The 23,369-nt window shown below is 59.4% G+C and carries 22 protein-coding genes and 1 riboswitch; of the genes, 12 read left to right on the forward strand and 10 right to left on the reverse strand.

Translation table 11 applies throughout. The features are described from left to right. Positions 1-56: 56 nt before the first annotated feature. From ACQRAP_RS03005 to ACQRAP_RS03015, 3 genes are all read left to right on the forward strand, one after another. Positions 57-1,220 carry a pyridoxal phosphate-dependent aminotransferase gene (locus ACQRAP_RS03005; RefSeq protein ID WP_154517336.1) on the forward strand — a complete coding sequence of 388 codons (1,164 nt, stop codon included), beginning with the start codon at positions 57-59 and terminating at the stop codon, positions 1,218-1,220. Positions 1,221-1,421: 201 nt separating this feature from the next. After that, positions 1,422-2,372 (forward strand): L-lactate dehydrogenase, encoded by a 951-nt coding sequence (locus ACQRAP_RS03010; protein WP_427793888.1) that lies wholly within the window; start codon positions 1,422-1,424, stop codon positions 2,370-2,372. A 173-nt stretch (positions 2,373-2,545) separates the two neighbouring features. Continuing rightward, positions 2,546-3,550, forward strand: coding sequence for a nucleoid-associated protein (locus ACQRAP_RS03015; RefSeq protein WP_427794858.1), 1,005 nt, complete (start codon positions 2,546-2,548; stop codon positions 3,548-3,550). A 247-nt stretch (positions 3,551-3,797) separates the two neighbouring features. Here the strand turns inward: ACQRAP_RS03015 and dapD are convergent, their stop codons facing one another. From dapD to dapA, 3 genes are read right to left on the reverse strand one after another with little or no spacing between them, the layout of a single operon-like run. Then, on the reverse strand, positions 3,798-4,517 hold the full coding sequence (dapD, locus tag ACQRAP_RS03020; RefSeq protein WP_154517324.1) for a 2,3,4,5-tetrahydropyridine-2,6-dicarboxylate N-acetyltransferase: 720 nt from the start codon (positions 4,515-4,517) through the stop codon (positions 3,798-3,800). Positions 4,518-4,556: 39 nt separating this feature from the next. Beyond that, the gene (gene dapB / locus ACQRAP_RS03025) at positions 4,557-5,297 is read right to left on the reverse strand and encodes a 4-hydroxy-tetrahydrodipicolinate reductase (RefSeq protein ID WP_427794859.1); all 741 of its coding nucleotides are present in this window, start codon (positions 5,295-5,297) and stop codon (positions 4,557-4,559) included. Further along, the gene (gene dapA / locus ACQRAP_RS03030) at positions 5,290-7,599 is read right to left on the reverse strand and encodes a 4-hydroxy-tetrahydrodipicolinate synthase (RefSeq protein ID WP_427794861.1); all 2,310 of its coding nucleotides are present in this window, start codon (positions 7,597-7,599) and stop codon (positions 5,290-5,292) included. Before dapA ends, dapB begins: the two co-directional genes overlap by 8 nt. Before the next feature lie 65 nt (positions 7,600-7,664). Then, positions 7,665-7,833: riboswitch (Lysine riboswitch) on the reverse strand. A gap of 144 nt (positions 7,834-7,977) precedes the next feature. On the opposite strand from dapA, the gene ACQRAP_RS03035 reads away from it, so the two are divergent. The 3 genes from ACQRAP_RS03035 to ACQRAP_RS03045 all read left to right on the forward strand — a co-directional run bounded on the left by ACQRAP_RS03035 (position 7,978) and on the right by ACQRAP_RS03045 (position 9,860). Beyond that, complete coding sequence (locus tag ACQRAP_RS03035; RefSeq protein ID WP_427794862.1) at positions 7,978-9,165, forward strand: N-acetyldiaminopimelate deacetylase; 1,188 nt, start codon at positions 7,978-7,980, stop codon at positions 9,163-9,165. 100 nt (positions 9,166-9,265) lie between these two features. Then, positions 9,266-9,547, forward strand: coding sequence for a type II toxin-antitoxin system RelE/ParE family toxin (locus ACQRAP_RS03040; RefSeq protein WP_427747940.1), 282 nt, complete (start codon positions 9,266-9,268; stop codon positions 9,545-9,547). Continuing rightward, complete coding sequence (locus ACQRAP_RS03045; protein WP_427727846.1) at positions 9,519-9,860, forward strand: HigA family addiction module antitoxin; 342 nt, start codon at positions 9,519-9,521, stop codon at positions 9,858-9,860. Before ACQRAP_RS03040 ends, ACQRAP_RS03045 begins: the two co-directional genes overlap by 29 nt. A 415-nt stretch (positions 9,861-10,275) precedes the next feature. Here the strand turns inward: ACQRAP_RS03045 and ACQRAP_RS03050 are convergent, their stop codons facing one another. Then, positions 10,276-10,569, reverse strand: coding sequence for a hypothetical protein (locus ACQRAP_RS03050; protein WP_427794863.1), 294 nt, complete (start codon positions 10,567-10,569; stop codon positions 10,276-10,278). A gap of 131 nt (positions 10,570-10,700) precedes the next feature. Here ACQRAP_RS03050 and ACQRAP_RS03055 point away from each other — a divergent pair, with 131 nt between their 5' ends. The 4 genes from ACQRAP_RS03055 to ACQRAP_RS03070 all read left to right on the forward strand — a co-directional run bounded on the left by ACQRAP_RS03055 (position 10,701) and on the right by ACQRAP_RS03070 (position 14,277). Continuing rightward, the gene (locus ACQRAP_RS03055) at positions 10,701-11,195 is read left to right on the forward strand and encodes a hypothetical protein (protein ID WP_427794864.1); all 495 of its coding nucleotides are present in this window, start codon (positions 10,701-10,703) and stop codon (positions 11,193-11,195) included. A 599-nt stretch (positions 11,196-11,794) separates the two neighbouring features. Beyond that, positions 11,795-12,337 carry a DUF4352 domain-containing protein gene (locus ACQRAP_RS03060; RefSeq protein ID WP_154517316.1) on the forward strand — a complete coding sequence of 181 codons (543 nt, stop codon included), beginning with the start codon at positions 11,795-11,797 and terminating at the stop codon, positions 12,335-12,337. Positions 12,338-12,376: 39 nt separating this feature from the next. Beyond that, positions 12,377-12,799: an XRE family transcriptional regulator gene (locus ACQRAP_RS03065; RefSeq protein WP_154517313.1), complete on the forward strand. Its 423-nt coding sequence runs from the start codon at positions 12,377-12,379 to the stop codon at positions 12,797-12,799. 98 nt (positions 12,800-12,897) lie between these two features. After that, a complete protein-coding gene (locus ACQRAP_RS03070) occupies positions 12,898-14,277 on the forward strand; it encodes a serine/threonine protein kinase (protein ID WP_427794865.1) in 1,380 nt (459 codons plus the stop codon). A gap of 37 nt (positions 14,278-14,314) precedes the next feature. Here the strand turns inward: ACQRAP_RS03070 and ACQRAP_RS03075 are convergent, their stop codons facing one another. After that, positions 14,315-15,448 (reverse strand): coiled-coil domain-containing protein, encoded by a 1,134-nt coding sequence (locus tag ACQRAP_RS03075; RefSeq protein ID WP_427718477.1) that lies wholly within the window; start codon positions 15,446-15,448, stop codon positions 14,315-14,317. 263 nt (positions 15,449-15,711) lie between these two features. Next, complete coding sequence (locus ACQRAP_RS03080) at positions 15,712-16,020, reverse strand: hypothetical protein (protein ID WP_427794866.1); 309 nt, start codon at positions 16,018-16,020, stop codon at positions 15,712-15,714. A 220-nt stretch (positions 16,021-16,240) separates the two neighbouring features. Between ACQRAP_RS03080 and ACQRAP_RS03085 the strand changes: the two genes are divergently transcribed. Further along, complete coding sequence (locus ACQRAP_RS03085) at positions 16,241-17,497, forward strand: ATP-grasp domain-containing protein (RefSeq protein WP_427748222.1); 1,257 nt, start codon at positions 16,241-16,243, stop codon at positions 17,495-17,497. Between the two features lie 85 nt (positions 17,498-17,582). Continuing rightward, positions 17,583-18,329, forward strand: a complete 747-nt coding sequence (locus tag ACQRAP_RS03090; RefSeq protein WP_229770678.1) for an aspartate/glutamate racemase family protein — start codon at positions 17,583-17,585, stop codon at positions 18,327-18,329. Positions 18,330-18,523: 194 nt separating this feature from the next. Here the strand turns inward: ACQRAP_RS03090 and ACQRAP_RS03095 are convergent, their stop codons facing one another. From ACQRAP_RS03095 to ACQRAP_RS03110, 4 genes are all read right to left on the reverse strand, one after another. Then, complete coding sequence (locus ACQRAP_RS03095) at positions 18,524-19,270, reverse strand: energy-coupling factor transporter transmembrane component T family protein (RefSeq protein WP_427727867.1); 747 nt, start codon at positions 19,268-19,270, stop codon at positions 18,524-18,526. Continuing rightward, positions 19,263-21,029: an ABC transporter ATP-binding protein gene (locus ACQRAP_RS03100; protein ID WP_427794868.1), complete on the reverse strand. Its 1,767-nt coding sequence runs from the start codon at positions 21,027-21,029 to the stop codon at positions 19,263-19,265. Before ACQRAP_RS03100 ends, ACQRAP_RS03095 begins: the two co-directional genes overlap by 8 nt. A 162-nt stretch (positions 21,030-21,191) precedes the next feature. After that, complete coding sequence (locus ACQRAP_RS03105; protein ID WP_427794869.1) at positions 21,192-21,761, reverse strand: tryptophan transporter; 570 nt, start codon at positions 21,759-21,761, stop codon at positions 21,192-21,194. A 636-nt stretch (positions 21,762-22,397) separates the two neighbouring features. Next, a complete protein-coding gene (locus tag ACQRAP_RS03110) occupies positions 22,398-23,315 on the reverse strand; it encodes a diacylglycerol/lipid kinase family protein (protein WP_427727874.1) in 918 nt (305 codons plus the stop codon). Positions 23,316-23,369 lie beyond the last annotated feature (54 nt).

Consider the following 23,369-nt stretch of genomic DNA (forward strand, 5'->3'; position numbering starts at 1 on the left):
GTATCGCGCGGCGCTCTTGTCGGAGCGCCGTATTTTTTATATCGAAAGGTGGCACCATGCAGGCATCGCAGCGTCTCGACCGCTTTGGCGCGGAGGTCTTCGCCTCGCTCAACAACAAACTTCTTGCGCTGAAGGCTCAGGGCAAGACCATTTACAACATGAGCGTGGGCACGCCCGACTTTAAGCCGTACGACCACGTGGTCGAGGCGCTCACGCAGGCCGCCCAAAATCCCGAGATGTGGAAGTATTCCCTGCGCGACCTGCCCGAGCTTAAGCAGGCCGTGTGCGATTACTATGAGCGTCGCTTTGGCGTTTCGGGCATTACGCCGTCCATGGTGCAGTCGTGCAACGGCACGCAGGAGGGCGTGGGTCATTTGGGCCTGGCCCTGCTCGATCCGGGTGACACCATTCTGGTTCCCGATCCGTGCTATCCGGTCTTTGAGGCGGGCGCCAAGATCGCCGACGCCAAGCTCGAGTACTATCCGCTGGTGGCGGAGCACAATTACCTGCCCTATGTGGCGGGCATCGATCCCGAGGTGGCCGATCGTGCCAAGTACATGATCGTGTCGTTGCCCGCCAACCCGGTGGGCTCGGTGGGCACGCCCGAGGTCTACGAGGAGATTATCGCCTTCGCCCGCGAGCACGACCTGCTGATCGTCCATGACAACGCGTACTCCGACATCGTGTTTGACGGCGAGCCCGGCGGCAGCTTCTTGCAGTATCCCGGCGCACTCGAGGTGGGCGTGGAATTCTTCTCGCTTTCCAAGTCGTTTAACGTCACCGGTGCGCGCATCGGCTTTTTGGTCGGCCGTGAGGATGTGGTCTCTGCCTTTGCCAAGCTGCGCAGCCAGATCGACTTTGGCATGTTCTTCCCGATTCAGAAGGCCGCCATCGCCTGCCTCAATGGTCCGCGCGATGAGGTCGAGGCGCAACGTCTGAAGTACCAGGAGCGCCGCGATGCCCTGTGCGACGGTCTTGAGGACCTGGGCTGGGAGCGTCCCAACGCGCATGGCTCTATGTTTGTGTGGGCCAAGCTTCCCGGTGGTCGCACCGATTCCATGGCGTTTTGCGAGGAGCTTATGGAGAAGGCCGGCGTTGTGGTGACGCCGGGCGCGAGCTTTGGCCCTTCGGGCGAGGGGCACGTGCGCATGGCGCTGGTCCTGCCGCCCGATCAGATCGCTCTGGCTGTCGAGGCCATCCGCGAGGCGGGCCTGTATTAGAAGACTATTCGGGCTCGTCAATAGCTCGAAACCGATTTCGTGCAGTTATTTTACGAATCCTGCAAACAATTTCGGTAAACGGTCGATTTTTGGCTGCGTATAGGAGCATAATCAAAGTCCCGATTGGATGTATTGGGATTACGGCAAGCCGTTCGGGTCGTTCCCGGGCGGCTTGTTTGTGGAGAGAGATGGGAGTTTCTAATGGTTAACGAGAAGAAGGTCGCTATTGTCGGCTGCGGTTTCGTCGGTTCGTCTTCGGCGTTCGCGCTGATGCAGAGTGGTCTGTTCTCCGAGATGGTTCTCATCGACGTGGACAAGAACCGCGCCGAGGGCGAGGCCCTGGATATTGCGCACGGCATGACGTTTGCCGAGCCGATGAAGATCTACGCCGGCGATTATTCTGATGTCGCCGACGCCGCCATGATCGTCGTCACCGCTGGCGCTGCTCAGAAGCCCGGTGAGACCCGCCTGGACCTGGTCAACAAGAACGTCAGCATCTTTAAGTCCATTATTCCCGAGATTAAGAAGTCTGGCTTCGACGGCATTCTGCTCATCGTCTCCAACCCGGTCGACGTTCTGACCTACGCCGCCATCAGGATGTCCGGTCTGCCCGAGGGCCATGTCATCGGCTCCGGCACCGTGCTCGACACCGGCCGTCTACAGCAAATGCTCGGCGCCCACGTCGAGGTTGACCCGCGCGACGTTCAGGCCTATGTCATGGGCGAGCACGGCGACTCCGAGTTTGTCGCCTGGTCCAGCGCTCAGGTTGCCGGCGTGCCGCTGAACACCTTCTGCGAGCTTCATGGCCACCTGGAGCATGAGGCTGCCGAGAAGCGCATTGCCGAGGACGTCAAGAACTCCGCCTACACCATCATCGAGAAGAAGCACGCCACCTACTACGGTGTCGCTATGGCAGTAAAGCGCATCTGCACTGCCGTCATGCGTGACGAGCAGACCGTTCTGCCCGTCTCCTCGCTCATGGTGGGCGAGTACGGCCTGTCCGATCTGGCCATCTCCATGCCGACGGTCGTTGGTCGCGACGGTGTCGTCTGCCGCGTTCCCGTGCCGCTGAACGATGACGAGCAGCATGAGCTCACTGTCTCCGCAAAGGCCCTCAAGGACATTATCGACAGCGTCGACTTTTCCTGCTAAATCAAGCTCGCTAGAGCGAAAAGCTACAACGAAGGCGTCCGGGCCCATGTGACCCGGACGCCTTTTTGATGCATTGGGAACAGGTCGCTTTGCATCAATCTTCGATGCGCCTGGGGCGGACTCGACCGCTATACTGGTTCGTGCCAAAAGCGATCTAGAACGGAATGCCGTATATGAAAATCAATCACGCGATTCTGCATATCCTGGACTTTGACTCTGCCGTCAACGTCATGAGCCAGCGCGAGCTGGATATCGAAAGCTGTACCGTGCGCAGCTTTGTGACCACGCATCTGCGCCGCGCACGTACCTCGGCCGACAATAAGCGCGCCACGTTTGCGGAGAACTCTGCGTTTGGCGGCGAGCTCAAGGGCTATTTCTTTGGTGAGCGTGAGTTCGTGGACTTGTCTCAGCAGATTGCGGAGTTCATCTCTTCCGAACTCACCAAGGCCGAGAAAGCCGAGTCCACTGACGTGCTTGTGGCGGACTTTGACGATGATGAAGATGCCCGCTGGTTTGCCGTGATGCTGCTGGGCTCCAAGCAGGCATTCATGCACGAGGTGGGTCGCGAAGAGGGCGAGGTTCGTAACGACATCGCGCGCCACTACGCCATTTTGCCAAACCCCTCGCAAAAGGTGCCGAGCTATGCCATCGTGCGTGCAAGCACCATGGAGATCGGCTATGTGGATAAGAAGCGCAAGATTGCCGGCGAGGATCGCATGCTCATTCCCGACGGCTTGCTGCAGTGCGACACGGGGGTTTCGGGTAAGGAGGTCATCGACACGGTGACGCGCGTGGTCGAGGAGGTCGCCGAGGAGCACGGCGCCAACACGGCCGTAGCGCTCGCCAAGGTCAAAGCCGCCGTTGCCGAGAAGGTTGAAGACGACGAGGAGCTGCCGCCTTGGGATATCGTCGATGAGGTCTTTGAGGACGAGCCGGTCATCAAGGAGAGCGTGCGTGCGGCGCTGACCGAGGAGAAGGTGCCCGAGCGCGTGCCCGTGGAGCGCAAGCAAGTCGAGCGCGCGGCCGTACGCAATCACAAGATTCGTACCGACACGGGCATCGAGATCAGCTTCCCGGTCGAGATGGGTTCGAACTCCGAGTACATCGAGTTTGTCAACGAGCCCAACGGCCTCATCTCCATCGAGCTCAAAAACATCGGCAGCATCGAGAATCGATAGGTTGCGTTGCGCCTACAGCGGGAAAGCAAAGGCCGAAGCCCTGGATGGGGTTTCGGCCTTTTTTGCTTGGGGCTGAATTGCACTGCAGGTTGAGCATAAGTCAGCGAAAACGACCCAGAGCGAGCAAGGTGACGTGAAAGAGGAGGGCATTGACCTTCTGGCCATGCCCGACGATTGAACGTCAGATTGCCGCTCTGGGTCGTTTGGAGCGTCGAGCCGTTACGCGGTTTGGTAAAACCGCGTAACCCTACAGCTGGCGCAGGCCTTCCTCGAGACCGGTCTTGCTGTCGGTCTTCTCGTCGCGCATCTTGATAACGCGAGCGGGGACACCGGCCACGACGGCGCCGGCGGGGACGTCCTCGACGCACACGGCGCCGGCGGCAACGACAGCACCCTTGCCCACGCGCACGCCTTCCAGGACCACAGCATTGGCGCCGATCATAACGTCGTCCTCGATGATGACGGGGGTGGCGCTGGCGGGCTCCACGACGCCTGCCAGCACGGTGCCGGCGCCGATGTGGCAGTTCTTGCCCACGGTGGCGCGACCGCCCAGCACGGCGCCCATATCGATCATGGAGCCTTCGCCAATGACGGAGCCGATGTTGATGATGGCGCCCATCATGATGACGGCACGGTCGCCGATCTCGACGCGGTCGCGGATGATCGCACCCGGCTCGATGCGGGCGTTGATGCCCTTGAGGTCGAGCATGGGCACGGCGGAGTTGCGGCAGTCGTTCTCCACATCGTAGTAATCGATGGAATCGACGTTGGCGTCGAGGATTGCCTTGAGCTCATCCCAGTCGCCAAATACAGTCTTTCCACGGCGGCCGCCATAGACATGCGCATTGCCCCACTGGACCTTCATGCCCGGCTTTTCGCGCACGTACAGCTTGACGGGCGTCTTCTTGGGCGCGGTGGCGATATAGTTGATAATCTCCTGTGCATCCATTTCGGCTGCGTTGCTCATTTGCGGTCTCTCCTTTGGGTGGATCCGGTTGATACCTGGTTAGGCAAACATGACCTGGTCGAACGTATAGAAGCCGGGTTCGCGGGTGACGAGCTTCTGCGCGGCTGCCAAGGCGCCGTTGACAAAGATCTGACGACTCGTGGCGCGATGCGCGAGCGTGACCTCCTCGTCCTGGCCAAAGAAACTCACTTTGTGCACGCCGGCGACAGTGCCACCGCGCAGCGAGTGCATGCCGATCTCCTTGGGGTCGCGCGCTCCGCACATGCCCTCGCGGCCATAGACGGGGTGGTAGCCTGCCTCGGGCTCGGCTTCGACGACGGCGTCGAGCAGCAACTTGGCAGTGCCGCTGGGGGCGTCGACCTTTTGGTTGTGGTGCGTCTCGACGATTTCGCAGTCAAAGCCGGGCAGCTCTCGCGTGGCCTGTGCCACCAGATGACGCAGGGCTGCGATACCGATGGAGTAATTGCCGGAGTGCATGACGCGGGCGCTCTGACCCAGCTCGCGCAGGCGATCCATCTGCTCGGGCGTATAGCCTGTGGTGCCCGAGACCAACGCCGCGCCCGTGCGCTCGACATAGGCGACGACGGCGTCGAAGGTCGCAACGTTCGAGAAGTCGATGATGACGTCGGCTGCCGGAGCGTTCTCGAGCTCTGACAAGTCGAAGCCGATTTGGGCGACGATGTCAAAAACGGGCTCTCCGTCAGCGTCGACAATACCCTCGGCGGTAGTGCGGATGAGCGAGCCCATGCGGCCCGTTCCCATAATGACGGTCTTAATCAAGCAGACCAGCTCCCTTCAGAGCATCGGTAAGTGCGGAGCGCGTGTCGTCTGCCATGGGACACAGCGGCATGCGGTAGTTTGCCTCGATCATACCCATCTGGGCGAGCGCTTCCTTGACGGGGATGGGGTTGACCTCGCTAAAGAGGGCATTGATGAGCGGCTGGCCGGCAATCTGGATATCGCGGGCACGTGCCACGTCACCGTCCAGATAGGCGCGGCACATGTCATGTACGAGCCGCGGCTGCACGTCGGCCCACACGCTGATGGTGCCCGAAGCACCCAGACTCATGAGCGGCACGGTGAGCGCGTCCTCGCCCGAGTACATGCGGAAGTCGTCGGACAGCAGGTGGGCGATCTTGGCAGCGTAGGCGACGTTGCCCGAGGCTTCCTTAATACCCATGATGTTGGGGTGCGCGGCCAAGCGCTCCACGTTGCGCTCGCTGATGCCGCAGCCACAGCGGCCGGGGATGTTGTACAGGATGCAGGGGATGTCTACGGCATCGGCGACGGTCTTAAAGTGCTGGTAGATACCCTCTTCGTTGGATTTGTTGTAGTAGGGGGTAATGAGCAGCAGGCCGTCGGCTCCCAAGCCCTGGTAAGTGAGCGACTTGGTGAGCATGGTCTGCGTGGAGTTGGAGCCCGAGCCGGCGATGACGGGGACGCGTCCTGCAACCTGCTTGACCACCGCGGCGACAACGGAGTTGTCCTCGTCGTCGGTCATCGTGGCGCTCTCGCCGGTGGTGCCCAGGGCGAGGATGGCGTCGGTGCCATTTTGCAGGTGGAAATCGATAAGGCGCTCGAGCGCATCAAAGTCGACACTGCCGTCCTTTTTAAACGGCGTAACCAGGGCGACGATTGAGCCCTCGAGATTGCGGATGTCCATGTTCTTCTCCTTCGCTTCGGCGATCTGGATGCGCTTGTTCCATTGGGCGGCGACTGCCAGGCGCTCGTCTTGGGCGCGGCGGCGGGCACTTTCGGCGCGCGACTTGGCCAACAGTTCTCGGCCGCACGGCAGCACGTCGAGCGTGGCAAAGTAATCGCCCGGGCGCTCGGCGCGGCGGATGAGGTCGGCCGCGCCGTCGGGGCGCAGCAGGACCTCGGCGGAGCGCAGCCGTCCGTTGTAGTTGTAGCCCATGGAGTAGCCATGCGCACCGGTATCGTGGATTACAAGCAGGTCGCCCATGTCGATATGCGGTAGCTCGCGATCGATGGCGAACTTGTCGTTGTTCTCGCACAGATTGCCCGTGATGTCATAGGTGTTCGTGACGGGCGCTGTGCCCTTGTCGGCGCCGCCCGGCTGACCCATCACCGTAATGTGGTGGTAGGCACCATACATGGCGGGGCGGATCAAATCGACGGCGCTTGCATCGACACCGATATAGTCCTTGTAGATCTGCTTCTCGTGGATGGCCTTGGTGACCAGGCAGCCGTAGGGGCCCATCATAAAGCGGCCCATCTCGGTGTAGATTGCCACATCGCCCATGCCTGCGGGGACCAGGATCTCGTCGTATGCCGCGTGCACTCCCTCGCCGATGGCGTGAATGTCGTTGGCCTGTTGCTCGGGCAGGTAGGGGATGCCGACGCCGCCGGATAGATTGATGAAGGCGACGTGTGCGCCGGTCTCGCGCTCCAGGCGCACGGCAAGCTCAAAGAGGATGCGCGCGAGCTTGGGGTAATAGTCGTTGGTGACGGTGTTGCTGGCAAGGAAGGCGTGGATGCCAAAGTCCTCGGCACCCTTGGTCTTGAGCATACGGAAGGCCTCAAAGAGTTGCTCGGTGGTCATGCCGTATTTGGAGTCGCCGGGGTTGTCCATGATGCCGTTGGAGAGCTGGAACAGGCCGCCCGGATTAAAGCGGCAGCTGACCGTCTTGGGGATGGGCCCCGCAACACGCTCAAAGAACTCGATGTGGCTGATGTCGTCAAAGTTGACGATGGCACCCAGCTTGTCGGCGAGCTCAAAGTCCGCAGCCGGCGTGTCGTTGGACGAGAACATGATGTCGTGTCCCGTGATACCCAGCGAGCGGGCGATCATGAGCTCGGTATAGCTCGAGCAATCGCAGCCGCAGCCGTATTCGTTGAGAATGGAGATGAGTGCCGGGTTGGGGTTGGCCTTGACGGCAAAGTATTCCTTAAAGCCCGGGTTCCACGCAAAGGCGTCGCGCACCTCTTGCATGTTGCGGCGGATGCCCGCCTCGTCGTATAGATGAAACGGCGTGGGAAACTGCTCGATGATATGCTCGAGCGTCTCCTTGTCCACAAACGGCTGCTTGGCCGCATATGCCTCGTTGGGGGTCAATGCCATGTCCCGTAAACCTCGCTATCCAGACGGCGCCATCTGCGCATCGAATCCGCATAGCGTGGACCCAATGTCCGGATAGCGCTCCCGCATTGCTGCAGACAGTCCTGTGGGTGTTTCCCACAGGCCCACCAGGTTGTTCGTGCCCGAAAAACCCAGTTCGGCGGGTTTCGCCTCCCCGCGGGGTCAAAGCCTGCCGGCTCGCCCGCGGCTCTTCGTGCCCGCGCCTCTATCAAGTGGTAAAGACCCTATCACGTTGCACTTTACCAAACAAGAGTATTCGTATATAACGTTTAAAAAATGCAGGGATATGCTGGAAACATGTGCGCCACAATCCTGTATCACAATAAGTTGCAACAAATGTGCCTCACGAAGGGATCCTCTATGACCGAGCTCCAAGAACTCCGTCGCTATCGCCGCGATCTCCATCGCATTCCGGAGCTCGATTTCGATCTTCCGCTAACCATTGCCTATATCGAGGGCGTGCTGGCACCGCTCACCTGCGAAGTGACCCATCCGTGCCCCAGCTGCGTCTGCGCTTTCTTCGACGCCGGCGTTGATGCCGCGCATGCCACGGCGATTCGCGCCGATATGGATGCGCTGCCCATTGAGGAGGCGACAGGGGCGGCCTTTGCCTCGACCCATCCCGGCAAGATGCACGCTTGCGGACATGACGGTCACATGGCCATGGCACTTGCCGCCGCGACGTATGTCGACCGTACGATTCGCGAGCAGCCGGGCGCCATGAGGCGCAACGTGCTCTTTGTGTTCCAGCCGGCCGAGGAAACGACCGGTGGTGCCAAGACGGTATGCGAGAGCGGCGTGTTCGAGCGCTATGGGGTCGACCGCATTTTTGGCTTCCATGTGTGGCCCGATCTGCCTGCCGGCACGTTGGCGAGCTGTTCCGGTCCGCTGCTGGCGCGTTCGAGCGAGACGCATATCTATATTCACGGTACGAGCATCCATATTGCTAAGACCTATGGCGTGCCGGTCGAGGAGTCGCACGATGCCGCGTTGGCGGCAGCGAAGTTTTTGGTTGCCGAGCGCGAGCTGATGGACGAGCTGGGCGGCGACGAGCCCTGTATCGGCAAGTTTGGTCTGCTGCAGGCCGGTACGGTTTGCAACGCGGTGGCGGGGGAGGCCCATGTGGCCGGAAGCCTGCGTGTGTTTACGGACGGCATGTTCGACCGAGCGCGCGAGGGCGTGCGCCGCGTGCTTGATGAGGCATGCGCTGCAACGGGCTGCACGTACGATCTCGACTTTGCCGAGGGCTATCCGCCGGTCGACAACGACCCCGAGTTGTTTGCCAGCGTCGCGCCTGCCTTGCCCGGCCTGCAGCTTGTGGAGGAGCCGCTGTTAATTGCCGAGGACTTTGCGTTCTATCAGCGCCATCTGCCGGGCGTGTTCTTCTTGCTGGGCACGGGTGTGCCGGAGGGTCAAGAAAACCCGAGCGATTCGGATGGCTGTCCCGCCTATGCCACGAGCGCCCTTCACACCGATACCATGCTCTTTGACGAGGAAATCCTACTCAAGGGCCTCGATGTCTACAAACGATTGCTTTTGCTTGGTTAATCGGCGCGGGCGCATGTTCTAGAAAATACGAACAAATGTACGGTATAATAGAGATGTATGTCTGTAGAAACGTTTGACGTTATTAACGTAAGGCGATACTATGATTGCATCGTACAAAGATGAGGATACCGAACGTTTTGCAATGGGTGTGCGGGTCAGGAGGTTCGTGCCCTTTGAGCGGGTCGCATTGAGGAAGATTCGTCAACTGCAGGTTTGTGCTTCACTTGATGACCTTCGCGTTCCTCCGGGCAATCGTCTTGAAGCGTTGAAGGGCGATCGCGCCGGCCAATATAGTATCCGTGTTAATGAGCGCTATCGGGTCTGCTTTGAGTGGAGACAGGGGATGGCTTGGAATGTCGAAATCGTCGATTATCACAAGTGATGAGACCGCGCCCGATTTGCTGTCACCGGTGACTCCTGGTGAACTTCTCAAAGAGGAATTTCTTGTTCCTATGGGCATTTCTCAATATCGTCTTGCTAAGGAGACCGGGATTCCGGCACAGCGTATTGGGCAGATTATTTTGGGGAGGCGTCGTGTTACGGCTGACACCGATCTTCGCCTTTGCCGCTACTTTGGCCTAACGGATGGTTATTGGCTGCGCGCCCAGATAGCGTTTGACCTCGAGGCGGAAAAGAGGCGCATCGAGCCGGAACTGGATAAGATCGTTCCTGTTCAGCAGGCTATCGCATTGTAGTGTTCAAAGATGTTGAGGTTGGAATGACGATGGGGCGACGCCGACAGTCTGCCGTTTATAGTCCCGGTGGGTGTGGATGCGGCTTGTTGTTGCTTCCGGTTATTGCTGTGAGCATTGGCGTTATGTTTGCGCTTGCCGGGTTGGCGGCAGCGGCAGTTTGCTGTTGATCGTGGCTATTGGCGTGACGATTTGGCTCTGCCGCAATCGTGAGCAACGCCGTGCCGACGGTAAAACCAATGTCGGCGGGGGTCGTCTTCCTGATTATTGCGTACCCGCTGAGTGTCAGCTGCCTGGTGTTCTTTGTCCTGTTGATGATCAGTGCCTTTACCGGGGAATCCGTAACGGTGGGGTAGGCTTCGACGAGCTTCTTGAGGATGAAGCGAGGGGGCGGACCCTGAATGAATCGCGCCCCGCATCAACAAGTTTCATTCGTTGTGTAGCAATCCGAATGCGCAAGCGTTTGGCGCGAGAGCACCGCCGCCAGCAACACGGGGATGCAGGCCGCAATCGCCAGCCCCCATGCCAGCCCATCGCAAAAGCGCGTCAACGTCGAGCCTGACCACGGCCATTTCCTGCTCGAGTTTGTAGGCTCGCTCGATGTGAGCTCGTCGATCTTGAGCTCCATAACCGCGCGGCTGCGCGAGTTGGACTCGACCACTCCGATCGGTGTTGCAGTGACGCCGATGAGCGTCACTGCAATAGACTCCACTGGATCTCCTGGCAGGACATAGGTCAACTTGCGAGTGCATTATCCGCTGTGGTCACAAATCAGCTGGCAACTGAGTAATCGGCCTAAAGCACGGGGTAAAATACGCCAAAGAGGAAGGAATGGAGGCTGAAATGGAAGAGTTCGAGTTCAAGGACGAGCAGCAGGAAGAGAGCGTGAAGACAACGCTGACGGAAACCGACCTTGAGCTTGACGATGCGGAAAAGAAGCCTCTCATGCAGGCCACCCGAGAAAAGGTGGAAGCCATTCCCGATATCGTTAAGGAGGGCGCAGCGAAAGCCGTCCAATTCGTCAAAGAACATAAGAAGGGGATTGCCTGGGCGGCTGCCATTGGGGCTGTCGCCTACGTTGCCAACAACTCGCATGAGAAAGATCAGCTGCTGGAAAAGAATACTCGGCTGACGGAAGAAAACGCTCAGCTGTCAGACGATCTCGTAATAGAGCGCGAGGTCTCAGACCGTTTGGCATCGCGAGTGGTGGAGCTCGAGAATCTCTGCGATGAGAAAGACGACTATTTCCGAGAGACGATTTCGGACGGACTGCGTCATGGAAGTTCCCTCGCCGGAAAGCACATGGCCGACCGAAGGCAATATCTCAATGAGGGGTAGGCCGGTTCTTGCTACGCGCCATTACGCCCAACGCCTAGCCTGCAACGCTGGGGCGGCGCACTCATTCCTGGCAGCAGCGCAGGAAAGACGTCTGCGCAGCCGTCAGGGGTGCTATTTGGTTCAGTTCCAAGCCTCATCCAGCCGTCAGCTAACCCGCCTGCCCCTCGCCGTCGTCGCGGCGTATCGCGCCCATCGTCTGCTTTGAGCCGCAGGCCGTGTCATTGCCGCCCACGATGGCCTTGTGGTTGTTGAATGTGGTCGGGCCCATGCGACCCTTGGGCGGTTCTCAGCCCGCATCTACCAGGATTCTGTCGAGCTCGTGCGAGCATCGAGCGTGCAGGGCATGCTCGAGAGCGTCGTCGTCCGTATGGACCACGCCGTGCAGGTTCGCCATGTCGGAAATCGAGGCAAGGCGCTGCAGGCGTAGAACCAGTAGTTCAAATCGATGTTGGCAAGCCTCGAGGTGTCATCGGCGATGGACACGCGCTTCATGCTCTTCTATATGGCAACCTTAGCTCTCAGCTAATGAATTCAAGTTTAATCCTTCCTACGATGTGCTGTGTACCGGCGCGGTAGCCGGATCGTAGGAAGGATGCATAATGAAAAAGCTCGAAAACGAAGTGCTGCTGAGCCGTCGCGCTGCACTTGGCGCATTCGCCACCGTCGCCTTGGGGACTGCCGGTCTTCTTGCCGGTTGTGGTAGCGATAAGGCGACCGTCACCGAGGACGCTGGCGATGGCGACAAGAAGGAAGAGGCGAAGAAGGAAGAGCAGCCTACGACTGACCTGGCGGTTGGCACGACGGTGACCACAGCTGCCGGTCTTTCCGTCGTTGTCGATTCCGTCCAGCCCGGCCTTACAAATTATGACGGTTCGACCATGACGGGCATTCACGTCACGTACGTCAACAATGGCGATGAGGGCGCAGATTACAATATCTACGACTGGAAGGGCGAGGACGCCAACGGCGCCCAACAGAATCAGGGTTACTACAGCGAGGGCTCCGATGAGCTGCAGTCTGGTACCCTTTCCGCCGGTGGCTCCGTGGCGGGCAATATCTACTTTGATGGCGATATCAAGAAGGCACTGTATTTTGCCAACATGTTTGATAAGTCTGCCACTGCAAGCTGGGTGCTGGCCTAGCATGTCGCTACCGTTGCGCCGGATGGGAGGTGAAGTCGTATGCCCGATAAAAAGCTGACCGAGGAGCTGCTCAATGAGCTTCTCGATGCGCCGAACATCGATGGCTATATCAGGGAGCACGACTTTGCCGCCCCGTCGCTTTCGGATTACCTGAAGCAGCTACTGCAGGAAAAGGGCTTGGAGCGCTCGCGCGTGGTTCGTATGGCCGATCTCAATGAGACCTTTGGCTATCAGATCTTTACCGGTGCGCGTCATCCGAGTCGCAATAAGGTGCTGCAGATTGCCTTTGCGATGGCGCTGACGCTCAAAGAGACCAACCGTGCGCTGACGGCTGCCGGGGTAAGCGTCCTTAACTGCAAGGACCGCCGCGATGCGATTATCATCTTTTGCATCGATCGCGGGTGCAGCCTCCAAAAGGTCAACGAGGAGCTGTATCGCTTTGGCGAGGAGACGGTGAATTAGCCGCTGATATCTGAGCCGGCGGAGCTGTCGAACAACGATGCAAACGAACGGGGCGCGGATGCCATGGGGTGTCTGCGCCCTGCGCTATGATGGAGGCTATGGATACTCAGACCCCAACATATTCCAATGACGAGCTGACCGCAGCGCTTGCCGAGCACCTGGCGTCGCTCGATCGCGACGACAGCTATCGCGTGGAGCGTGTACTTAAGCGCTCGTCCGTTGAAACAACCGAGCTCGTGTACTTTGAAGGAACCGGCGGTGGTTCGCTCGGTCCCTTTGTCCGTAAACGTATCGATGCTTCGGCTCAAATCGGCGGGGCATACGAGCGTCTGTTTGCCGCTCAGCGGGCAGGCAGGCGTTTTGAGCACCTGCCCAGAATCGTCGATTGTCGTCGTGCGGGCGACGAGCTCAACGTGGTTATGGAATACATCGAAGGGGAGACACTCGGGGCACTGGTGGACCGTCTGGGATCCGCTCCCGATTATGCGCGTGAATTGTATCCTGTCCTTTGCGACGCCGTTGGCGAGCTCCATGCCGGTTTTGCAATGGCGGGAGAGGCTTCGGCGCCGGTGATCCATCGCGACCTCAAGCCGTCGAATATCATCGTGACAGGTGCCAACTATACGCCTGATGACGGCCTGACGCTTTCATCGCTGGTGATTATCGACTTGGGGATCGCGCGCGTGTGGCGCGATGGCGCCGATGCCGATACTGTCAAGTTTGGGACACGGCCCTATGCGCCGCCCGAGCAGTATGGGTTTGGGCAGACGAGCGTGCGAAGCGACGTCTACGCGCTCGGTGCCCTGCTGTTCTTTTGTTTGACGGGAGTCGACCCTAAACCAGGGCTCGACATGCGCGAGCAATGCGAGGTGCGCGGCATTCCCACTCCACTTGCCGATGTCGTTTGCATGGCGATGGCGCTCGATCCGGCCAAGCGTTTTGCGAGTGCGGAAGCATTGGGACGGGCGACGCGCGCGGCATACGATCTGAGTCGCCCCGTGCGGCCTCCTGCGCCTGCGCCTGTCCGTACTCCGGCCTCGGAGACGTTGTTGACGCCCCAAGGGCTCCAGAACCCCGCAAGGCTTCCTAGGCCTGCCACCTCCGCTGCATGCGGTCTGCTCTCTCGCGTTCCGGAGTCCCTGGGGCGCATTTGGAATACGCTCGTCTGCTTCTCGCTGCTTGTGTTCTTTGCCGGAAGTCACTTTGCCGTCTTTCAACCCACGGGAGCAAACCAAAGCTACCCGACGTGGCTTCTCATAATCGAGTATTTTTTCTTTGTCGATGGCCTTATGGCGCTTACGCATTTTGCGCTGCTCGATAAGCGCCGTCTTCGTCGGCGATTCGCACTGCTCGACAGCTATCGCGGCAAGAAACTCGCGAAACTCTGGCTCAAGGCATTGGGTGTGCTGCTCCTATGCATGATCGTCATAGTCGCGGTTGCCAATGCGACCGGCGTCGTCGATACCTCCGCTGCCTAAAAGAAAAGGGCCCCATTGGGGCCCTTTGCAGTTGCACTTAGATGCGGTTCATCTGAGCGGCGACTTTGTTGTACCAGTCCTGCCACGTGGGTGGGCAGTACTTTTTGGCCGCAGCCGGGGTAAGGGTGGAGCCGTAGTTGGCGCCCAGATAGGCAACGTGAGCGAAGATGCCCTCGCTCCAGCTGCCAAAGCTGCGCCAACCGCCGCCACGTGCACTCCAGCCCCAGGCGTTGTAAGAATTGGCGCAATAAGCACCCTTGGTGCTCTCGATGCAGGCGATGGCGGGGGACCAACGGGGGTCGACACCGGTATTCCAAGCGGCGACGGCAAAGTTATAGCCCTGGCCTGCCATAGGGGAGCCGGCGAGGTAATTGTCGATGCGGCTCGTCCACTCATTAATGAACGAATCGTAATCGGAACTACCGGTGTTGGCGTTGTTCACCGTGGTGTCGATGGTGGTGTTGGCGTTGGTGGCCTGGCTGCTGGAATTGCTGCCGCTCACGCCCTCGCCCGAGAGCTTCTCGGCGGCAGCGGCCTTATCGGCCTCAAGCTTGGCAAGCTCGGCGGCATTTTCCTGCTCGGCTTTTGCCTGTGCCTCGCTGCGGAGCTGCTGGGCCTGCGCCAGCGCATCCTCGGCGTTTTTCTGCTCTGCCTCAAGCTGAGACTTGGCCTGCTGGAGCTCGGCCTTGTTCTGCTCGAGTTCGGTTTGCATGTTATTGAGCTCTTCGATCTCGTCGACGCTCGAGCTTGTGATCTGGTTGGTGTATTTGCAGGTCGTGATGAACTCACCCAGGCTCTGTGCGTTGACCAGGAAGCTCACGATGGGGTTGGTGCCCTTCTGGTACTTGTACAGATCGCGCATGGCGGTGCATGCCTTTTCCTGCTGATCGGGAAGCTTCGCCTCGATCTTTTCGATACTTGCCTCGTTGGCGTCAATCTGCTTCTGCAGATCGCCGAGCTTGGTACGGGCATCGTTGTAGGCGCTCGTGGCGGCTTCGATCTTCTGCTGGGCGGCGGCAAGCTGATCCTGCGTTGCCTGCGAGGCGGCATACGCCGCGACGGGGGAGAGCATCGGCGTGGCCGTCAACGCAACGGCGAGCGCGGCGCTCGTGATGATACGAGCCGGCTTCGACGCGATGAGCGCTGCGGTGCGATGATTCGAATGCTGCATCCAGTCCCTCTGCAATCAATCGTAGGTTATTGTTCCTCAGGTATTCTACTACTGCTTTCGACCTCAACTTGAACCTTAAAGGTTTTAAAGGGTCAAGTTGAACTTGAGACTTTGGCCTTGACCTGCGGGAATGGTGAATTGTTGAGAAACCATAGAGTTCAACTTTAACGTTACGGGGGCCTGTTTGGGACGGGCTTTGGACTGTGAAGGCTATCTCAACGTTGGGGTTTGTGGCTATAAGGCCCCATTGCGGCGAGCTTGCCCTACTTCGTTGAGCGCCTGGGCGGGGGGGTGAACGAACAGGTGCCGTCGCCGAGTTTGATTACCCTGATGTTGTCCCCGGCGTGGGCATCGGAGACGAGGCCAAACTGCTCGATGGCGGTATCGTGTCCGCCGGCGACGGGCGTCTTGCGCGTGCCTTTGTGCGCCGATGTATTGATGGAGGTGATGTAGGCAGCACCGTCGTAAGCGTCGTTTGCGGTGCGCAGAGGAGCAGTCGCTTGCGCGCGCTGCGCCAACTCGCATTTTGCGGCATCGAGGATGGGGTTATCGGTTGGAAGTTCCTGGATCACGCGTGCGCCTTTCACTCGGGGGTATCAATATGCTGAACCCTACAACAACGGTGGGTTCATTACCGTTTGTCATACGGCGGTGAGCACGGCCTTCATGCTGGATAATTGCGTTGATTGTCATAGATACAGTGGAGCTTTAGGAGGAAACGGTCCGGCACGCTAAAATAAACAGGTTGCATAAAGACCGCCCGTCGTGGGCAGTTCTAGATAGGAAGTTTCCATGGCATTGCAGTTTACAGAGCGCGAGTTTATCCCCGTGCTGCTCGGCGGCGACATCAACGCCTATTCGGTGGCGCGCGCCTTTTACGAGGAGTATCAGGTCAAGAGCCTGGTCTTTGGCAAGTACCAGACCGGTCCTGCGTACCGCAGCCAGATTATCGACTACACGCCCAACGTGGATATCGACACCATGCCGGTCATGATCGAGACCATTAACGGTGTCGCGCAGGCCAATCCCGATAAGAAGATTATTCTCATGGGCTGCGGCGACAACTATGTCGCGCTTGCCGCACAGGCTCAGGATGCCGGCGAGCTTGCCTCAAACGTCATCGCGCCCTATGCGCCCTACAGCATGCTCGAACAGTGCCAGAAGAAGGAAATCTTCTACGAGCTGTGCGAGAAGCACGGTGTTCCCTATCCGCATACGTTTACCTTTACCATGGCCATGCTCAACGCCCAGGGCGAGGCTCCTGCCGAGGTGCTCGACCAGATTGATTTTCCTTTCCCAATGATCCTGAAGCCTTCCGACGGCATCATGTGGTGGGAGCACGAGTTCGAGGGCCAGAAGAAGGCCTACGAGATCGCCGATCGCGCCGAGCTGGAGCAGGTCATTCGCGATGTATATGCGAGTGGCTACACCGATGATCTGATCCTGCAGGATCGCGTGCCCGGCAACGACGAGTACATGCGCGTGCTTACCAGCTATTCCGACCGCAACGGCAAGGTGCGCATGATGTGCCTGGGCCACGTGCTGCTCGAGGAGCACCAGCCTCACGGCGTTGGCAACCACGCCTGCATCATCACCGAGCCCAATGACGAGCTCATGGGCGGCGTGCGCAAGTTGCTCGAGGACCTCAAGTTTACGGGCTTCTCCAACTTTGACGTCAAATACGACGAGCGCGACGGTTCGTTTAAGTTCTTCGACTTCAACACTCGTCAGGGCCGCAGTAACTACTACGTCACCAACAGTGGCTTTAACGTTGCCAAGTACGTAGTGGACGAGTATGTGTACAACCGCCCGTTTGAGCCCGAGTTTGTGACGGCGCAGAACGAGGCGCTGTGGATGGTTGTCCCCATGGGCGTGGTCGATAAATACGTCAAGGATCCCGAGCTGCGCGCTAAGGCGCATCGCCTGGTCAAGGAGGGTAAGGCCGCCGACCCCTCGTTTATGAAGGGCGACTTTGTCTTTAACCGCTGGCTGCGCATGTGGCACACCAAGCTGCGTCACTTTAAGCTGTTTAAGACGTATTACAAATAGGATGAACGTCGCGCCCGCCCGGTTTGTATCGGACGGGCGCGGGTATGATACGCGCAATGCTGCGAGCGTCACCAAGGAGGCGGCGATGGAAAAGCTGGGAGTTATCGGCGGTATGGGCGCCGAGGCCACGTCGTATTACTACGACCAGGTGGTGCGTCACACGGCGGCCGCCCGCGATCAGGAACATATCGACATGGTGGTGCTCTCTAAGTCGACCATGCCCGACCGCACGCTGGCCATTAAGACCGGCGACCATACCGAGCTGCTGGCGACCATGAAGGAATGTGCGCAGGCGCTCGAGACGCTGGGCTGCGCGCACATTGCCATTCCCTGCAACACGTCGCACTACTTCTACGATCAGATTCAGTCGTTTACCTCGGTCCCCATCATCCATATGCCGCGCGAGTCGGTGCGCTATGCGCTTGCCGGCGTGGTGATGGGGGAGTGTGAGTTCGACCCCAACTTGAGCATGCCGGCCGAGCCGGTGCGCAAGATCGGCATCATGGGTACCGATGGCACCGTGGGTGCCGGCGTCTACGGTCGCGAGTGCGAGGCGGCGGGCGTCGAAGTCGTTTATCCCAGCGAGAAGCGCCAGGCCGATGTGATGTCGCTGATTTACGATGACGTGAAGGCAGGACGCGAGCCCGATATGGATAAGTTTGACCGAGTGATGTGGGAGTTTGCCCGCAGCGGCTGCGACCGCGTCATTCTGGCCTGCACGGAGCTTTCGGTGCTGCAAAAGTATCGCGAGATGCCCGAGATCACCCTCGACGCCATGGACGTTTTGGTACGCGAATCCATCATCCGCAGCGGCGCCCCCTACCGCCTGTAGCTCTCGACCTGCCAAAAAGGGACAGGTTGATTTTGGTAGGTTTTATCTGGGAAAACAGTAAAGGCCTCGGCTCGTTTGTGCGAGCCGAGGCCTTTTGCATTTGTCGGTTGCTGCTTGGTGCTGGAGCTTAAAGGACGAGACTGACATTTGCCCATATAAAACCGACCAAAATAAACCTGTCCCTTTTTGGCAGGTTAGAACAAGAATCCGAGGACGATGAGGGCAATGCTGGCAATAAGTATGGCAATGTCCATGCCCTTAATGGGATAGCGCTTGTACGAGCTCGCGCGCGTACGCAGATAAAAGCCACGTTGCTCGGCCGCCAGGGCAGTGGCATCGGTCTTGCCCACGGAGCTCACCAGCAGCGGCACGCAGAGCGGTAGCATGAGCTGGATCTTCTTGAGGGGGTTCTTGGTGTCGTATTCAACGCCGCGTGCGGTCTGCGCCTCCATGATGGCGTTCATCTCCTGGCTAAAGACCGGTACAAAGCGCAGTGCCGTGGTAAACGTGAACGCATAGCGGTACGGCACGTGCAGCACCTCCACGCAAGCGTTAGCGAGATCGCCGAGCTGCGTGATGGTGAGCATGAGGATGAGCGGCAGCGCCACGCCGAGCAGGCGAAGCGCCGCCTTGGTGCCGGTGATAAGACCATCTGTGGTAATCCAGGCAAAGATGGGGGCTCCGGTGCGGATAAAGGCGGTCTGCAGGACCAGCATGATTAGTGAGAGCGGCACCATGAGCTTGACGAGCGAGACTAGGCCTGCGGTCGATTTGGCGTAGATGCCCAAGATAAAAGTCAGCACAAGCAGGGCGATCAGGAGCACATAAGTGTCGCCGAGGAAGGTCGCCAAGATAATAGCCGCGGCCAGGGCTAGCTTGGTCACGGGGTTCAGCCGGTGCAGCAGTGAGTCTCCGGGCACGTAGTCGATCACGTTAGTCATGCTTGAGCATCTCCTTTACCAGGTCGACCAGATCGGAGACCTGACTGATTCCGGCGAATCGGGGCGAAACGTCGCGCGCGAGTTCTTTGGACAGGGCCACAACCTGCGGTGGCTCCACGTAGGCGGCGCGCATGAGGGCATCGTCGGCGAAGATCCGGTTCGCGTCGCCGCGCTCGAGGATGCGTCCGTCTGCCATGACTACCAGGCGCTGGGCAAAGTCCGAGACGACCTCCATGTCGTGGCACACCATGATCACGGCGCAGCCGCGCTCGGCCATCTCGCTCACCGTCTCCATCACGGTCATACACTCGCGGTAATCGAGGCCGCTCGTGGGCTCATCGAGCAGAACCACCTGTGGGTCGAGCACAACCACGGACGCTAGGGCGACCATCTGTCGCTGTCCGCGCGAAAGCGAGAACGGCGATTCGCCCAAGGGGAGCCCAAAGCGCTCCGCCGCCACCCGTGCACGCTGGCGGGCCTCGTCGGTGCCGACACCGTGCAGTTCAAGACCAAAGGCAACCTCGTCGAGTACGGTGTCGCGGCAGAGCTGGCGGTCGGGGTTCTGGAACAGCGTCGCGCATTTTGCAGCGATCGCGCTGGTGGGGACGTCGGCGGTGTTCATCCCCGCCATACGCACGGTCCCCGACGCTGGATGCAGAAGGCCGTTCAACAGCTTGGTGAGCGTGGTCTTGCCAGCACCGTTCTGGCCGATGATGCCTACGAGCTCGCCGGGATAGACGCACATGTTGAGGTTGCTGACCGAGGCACCGCCATGGGGGTAGGCAAAGGTCACATCGGTGAGTTCGACTACTGGCTCCTGATTGACGCCGCGGGGAACCGCCGGGATATGGGGAGAGGTCTCGGGCACATCGGCGGGCGCGTCCTTGCTCGTTGCATCCGCAAGTAAGGACGAGATAAGCTGGTGCGCTTCGGAAACATTGAGGCAGGGCGCCTGATCGCTCGGCAACAGACCCACTTCTGCCAGGCTGTTCGCGATGCGCGCGACGCGGGGACTGTCGACGCCCATCTGGCGCAGCTCGCTTGCGTGGGCAAAGACCTGGTGGGGTTCGCCGTCAAACGCGAGCTTGCCGTCTGCCATGACGAGGACGCGGCTGCAGTATTTCGACAACAGCGCGACCTTCTGCTCGATAACAACCACGGTGATGCCGTGTTCGCGGTTGATCTGGCGCAGCGTGTCAAAAACGAGCGTGGAGCTTGCCGGGTCGAGCGCTGCCGTGGGCTCGTCGAGCACGAGCACGTTGGGCGCCATGGCGATGATCGCGGCGATTGCGACTTTCTGCTTCTGCCCGCCCGAAAGCGTGGCAATCTCGCGGTGGCGCAGGTCGCTAATGCCGACGGTCGTCAGCGTCTGGCTGATGCGCTCCTCGATTTGATCGTGCGGTATGCCAAAGTTCTCGAGGCCAAAGAGCATCTCGTCTTCAACGATGGGCGCAACCATCTGGGCATCGATGTCCTGCAGCACGCTTCCCACCACGCGCGAGATATCCGTGAGGGTGATCTCGCAGGTGTCGCGGTCATCGACGAGCGTGGCTCCAAAGAGCTGGCCGGTGTAATGGTGGGGGATGGCTCCGCTCATAACGGCGGCAAGCGTCGATTTGCCGGCGCCTGAGGGGCCGATGACGCCCACAAACTCACCCTTTTCGATGGCGAGTGAGACGTGATCGAGGGCATTCTGCGCCTCGTGCCCATAGGAAAATGAGACGTCATCGAGCTTGATGATGGTATTGCTGGAGCTCATGGGGGCCTTTCTATCGTAAAAGAGCACCGGCCGCAAAACGACCGGCGGTCTACATGGTAGCAAGTATTACTACTTGGAGAAGACCTTCTTGAACGGAATGCTGAGGGCCTGGACCAGGATGGCGTTGAAGACGGCGGTGCCTGCGTGTGGCCTGTCAGCTACTTAGTCGTTAAGCTTGAGGGCCTTCTTAATGGGGATGTAGAGGGCGGTCACGATGATGGCGTTGGCAACACCGGTGGCGACGACGACAGGAGCCATGACGCCCATGAAAGCCGGGTTGTTCATGACGCCAAAGGAGAAGATCGCCGCGTAGATCATGCCGGAGATGAAGGTGACAACAAAGGTGCTGACGAGCGGGAGCAGGCCCTTGACCTTGGAGTCGGCGAGCACGGAGACGAGCAGAGCCATGACCATGGCGGCGACGGGCTCGGCGATCAGGTCGGGGCCCTTGACGGAGGCGGTGATTTGGATTACCACGCCGGCGAGGAGGCCGATAATCGCGGATTGGCCGATGTTGGGCTTGACGATGAGAATCTCGAGGCAGAAAGCCGCGATGATGAACTCGGGCGAGAGGAAGCCTCCGGTGAGGCCGCTAAAGAACTTGGAGACGGTCATGTTGAGGACGAAACCGGCGGCGAGGAGGATGGCATAGAGAGTGAGTGCCTTGAGGTCGAGTTTGCCGCGGTCAGTGGTCTGGACGGTGCGGGGCTGGGCGGTGGTGTTCTGAGACATGTTGAAAATCCTTTCGGAAGGGGAGTGCAAGGGAAAAGCGGAGGCGCGTGATGCGAATGCGATCGGGCTCGAGATAGAAAAAGGCCCCCGGTCGAAACCGGAGGCCTTTCAATCACCTAGAGCGCAAAAACAGGCGTGAGGGACTCACTGTCGACCGATCGTATTCGCATCACGCCACCACCAGTTGTTGAGGGACTTCATCGCGTTCTTCATCTTGGTGGCTCCTTTCGTGATGCCATGGCGCAGTCGCACCTTGTTTCAGTTGCGTTGCACTATAGCACAGCAAAGTGTTTGCGGGGAATCTTTTTTGAAAGATTTCAGCGACGTTTCCCGCCGGTCGAAGGGGCGGGCTGAGCGGGGGGCGACCTTGGCCATCCCGCCCGCGCCTTAAGGTGTGGGGTTCTTAGGCCTTCTTGCGACGATAGATCACGAAGCCACAGACACCGATGATGATGGCGCCAACACCCATGGCGGCCATGTTGTTGCCCTTGGACTTCTCCTCGGTGATTGGATGAATATCATACCAATGTGGATTTACTTCTTTCGGCGGTGAATCAGGTTGATGGCGTAGCCCACGAGCAGGGCCAGAACGATGACGATAAAGCCAAGGATAGGGTTGTCGTTCACGGGGTTCTCCTATTTTCCGAGTGGTGAGAATTCGTCGACGATGAGGTCGAGGCATTGCGGAAGCGCGCGGGCGCCAAAGACACCGGAGTTGCTGGAGATGATCTCGCCATCGAACTGCATGCCCAGCGACGGCGTGCAGGTAATCTTGGCTTCCTTGGTCTGGATAATCTTAAACTGCGGGCGGCCGAGCACCTTGCCGGCGGGGTCGAGCGCGGCGGTGATTACCGTGGGGAGCAGCTGCACCGTGCGCACGGGTTCAATAACGACGATGTCGACCATGCCGTCGTTCATGCGGCAGTTGGGGAACAGGTTGATGTCGTTTTGGATGACTGAGGTATTGCCCGCCATGCAGCAGATGCCGTCGAGCTCCTCGACCATGCCGTCGTGTTCAATGGTAAAGTGCGCCACCGTGGGGTTGGGCGTGGCGAGCGCGGAGAGGAAGTAGGCGATCTCGCCAATGTCGTTTTTGGTGGGAGCGGCCTTCATCATGATCTCGGCGTCGAAGCCCGAGCCGGCGATGATGATAAAGCCGTGGCGCTTCTCGTTACCGTTCTCGTCGATCCAAAAGAGCTCACCCATGTCCACCTTGACCGTGCGGCCGGCGCGGCAAGCCTTGGCAAGCGCCGCCGCCTCGGGGGCATTACCGATGTTGTTAAAGAACAGGCAGGCTGTGCCGGAGGGGAAGATGAGCGTAGGGACACCGCACCCGCGCATCTGGTCGAGCACGTTGGAGACGGTGCCGTCGCCGCCCGAAACGACTACGCGGTCGAACTCCCGAACGTCCGCTACCGCGTCCTCGGGCTCCATGCCATCGCCGATAAAGCGCATTACGACCTCGTCGCCGCCCTGTGCAAGAGCGTGCGTGAATGCATAGATTTCATCGGAGCTGGGACCCGATGCCGGGTTGTGGATGATAAGGCAGCGCATACTTACGTTCCCGTTCTGTGACTAACCGAGTATAGTTGTAGGGCAATGCCGATA

Origin of the sequence: Collinsella sp. SGI.180, assembly GCF_050313455.1 — a bacterium.
Classification (GTDB): domain Bacteria; phylum Actinomycetota; class Coriobacteriia; order Coriobacteriales; family Coriobacteriaceae; genus Collinsella.